Raw genomic sequence first — 2,473 nt, forward strand, 5'->3', positions numbered from 1 at the left:
AAAGAAAACAAAAAAGAAGCCGTAGAAGAAGTTGAAACTTCAAATAAAGGTGATTTAATAAAATTAATTATAGGTAGTATAATGTATATCTTTGGAATTTTCCAAACTGCAACTGGATTTGAAAGTAAGTTTGTTAATATAGTATTCTTAATAGTTTATTTAATAGTAGGTTCAGACGTGTTATTAAAAGCATTAAAAAATGCATCAAAAGGTCGTATATTTGATGAAAACTTCTTAATGTCTATAGCAACAATAGGAGCTGTTATAATAGGAGAAGTACCAGAAGCGGTAGGAGTTATGCTTTTTTATAAAATAGGTGAATACTTACAAGGTATAGCAGTAGGAAAATCTAGAAAGTCAATAACTTCGCTTATGCAAATAAGATCAGATTCTGCCAACTTAAAAGTTGGATCAGAAATAAAAGTAGTTTCTCCAGAAGATGTAAGTATTGGAGATATAATAGTTATTAAACCAGGTGAAAAAATACCTTTAGATGGAGTAGTAGTAGATGGATTTTCAATGGTTGATACATCAGCACTTACAGGAGAATCAGTTCTTAGAGAATTAGGTGTAGGAGAAGCTGCATTATCAGGATTTATAAATAAAAATGCATTATTAACAATTGAAGTAACTAAAGAGTTTGGAGAATCAACAGTTTCAAAAATACTTGATTTAGTTGAAAATGCAAGTAGTAAAAAGTCTAAAACAGAAAACTTTATAAGTAAATTTGCAAAATACTATACACCATTTGTATTATTCTCAGCTATGGTAATAGCATTTATACCACCACTTTTAGTACCTAATGCTGAATTTTTAGATTGGTTTTATAGAGGACTAGTATTTTTAGTTGTTTCTTGTCCTTGTGCATTAGTTTTATCAATACCATTATCATTCTTTAGTGGAATTGGTAATTCGTCTAAACAGGGTATATTAATAAAGGGAAGTAACTATTTAGAAGCACTTAAAAATATTGATACAGTAGTATTTGACAAAACTGGTACACTTACAAAAGGTGTATTTAAAGTAACAAATATATCTCCTGTTGGAATAAGTGAAAAAGAGTTAATAGAATATGCTGCATATGCAGAAGCAAACTCAAACCATCCAATAGCAAAATCTATATTAAGTTATTATAAAGAAAAAATAGACTTAGAAAAAATAAATGATTTTGAAGAAATAGCAGCACATGGTATAAAAATAAAATATAAAGGTTTAAACATATTAGCAGGTAACGATAAATTAATGAAAAAAGAAAATATATTCTATTTACCAACTGAGGATGTAGGAACAATAGTTTATATAGCAGTTAATGGAATTTATAAAGGTTATATAGTAATATCTGACGAAGTAAAAGAAGATAGTAAAGAAGCTATAAAGAATTTAAAGATAAATGGTGTTAAAGAAGTTGTAATGTTAACAGGGGATAATGAAAAAGTAGCAAATAAGATTGCTAGTGAATTAGGAATAGATAAAGTTTATTCAAATTTATTACCTAATGAAAAGGTTGATAGATTAGAAGAAATATTTAAAAATAAATCAGAAAAAGAAAAAGTTGCATTTGTTGGAGATGGTATAAATGATGCTCCAGTACTTGCAAGAGCAGATGTTGGTATAGCAATGGGAGCACTAGGATCAGATGCAGCAATAGAGGCAGCTGATGTAGTTTTAATGACAGATGAACCAAGTAAAATTGCTAAATCAATAGAAATAGCAAGAAAGACAAATAAAATAGTATGGCAAAATATTGTATTTGCATTAAGTGTTAAATTAGTAGTATTACTACTAAGTGCAGGTGGAGTTGCAACTATGTGGGAAGCAATATTTGCAGATGTAGGAGTTGCTTTAATAGCAGTATTAAATGCAATGAGAGTTATGAAATAAATAAAAAGTTACGTAAAATAAAATTTAAATTAATATTGATATCAAGGCACTCACTTAATAATGGGTGCCTATAATATATATATGTCAATAGTTTTTTCTATTACATAAAAGTTAATAAATTTATTACATAATGTTGAAAATATTCTGTAAAATTTTTATAATTAACTTAAATTTGTTATATAGACAGAAATATATTCCTAAATTTTAATATATAAATTAATCAAAATGATATAATACGATGACAGGTATGACAAAATATTTAAATATATAATATTGTTTTTTTGGTGATCAAGAAGTGTTACTAAATATTAAAAATACAAAGACTTATTAGATTAATGTAGTCATTTACAAATACTGGATAGTGTTAGGTTTAAATCTAAATTATATACATTATCAATTACATATTATATAAGGGGGGATTATTTCATGGAATTATGTATTGGACTGTTTAAATTTTCACCAGTATTTATGCTTGCAGGTTTAATGATTTCAGGTATGGATTGCTTAATTGCAGCACCAATAGCTACCATATATGTATTTATAGTAGCATCTATAACAGATAAACTTAAATTTAATGATTTAGTTGATTGTG

Annotated in this window: 1 protein-coding gene; it reads left to right on the top strand. The window is 26.8% G+C overall.

What is annotated here, in order from left to right:
• Nucleotides 1-81: 81 nt before the first annotated feature.
• Nucleotides 82-1,881, top strand: coding sequence for a heavy metal translocating P-type ATPase (locus VK071_05655; GenBank protein HLR34800.1), 1,800 nt, complete (start codon nucleotides 82-84; stop codon nucleotides 1,879-1,881).
• The last annotated feature ends 592 nt before the right edge of the window (nucleotides 1,882-2,473 follow it).

The sequence above is a fragment of the Tissierellales bacterium genome (assembly GCA_035301805.1).
Classification (GTDB): domain Bacteria; phylum Bacillota; class Clostridia; order Tissierellales; family DATGTQ01; genus DATGTQ01.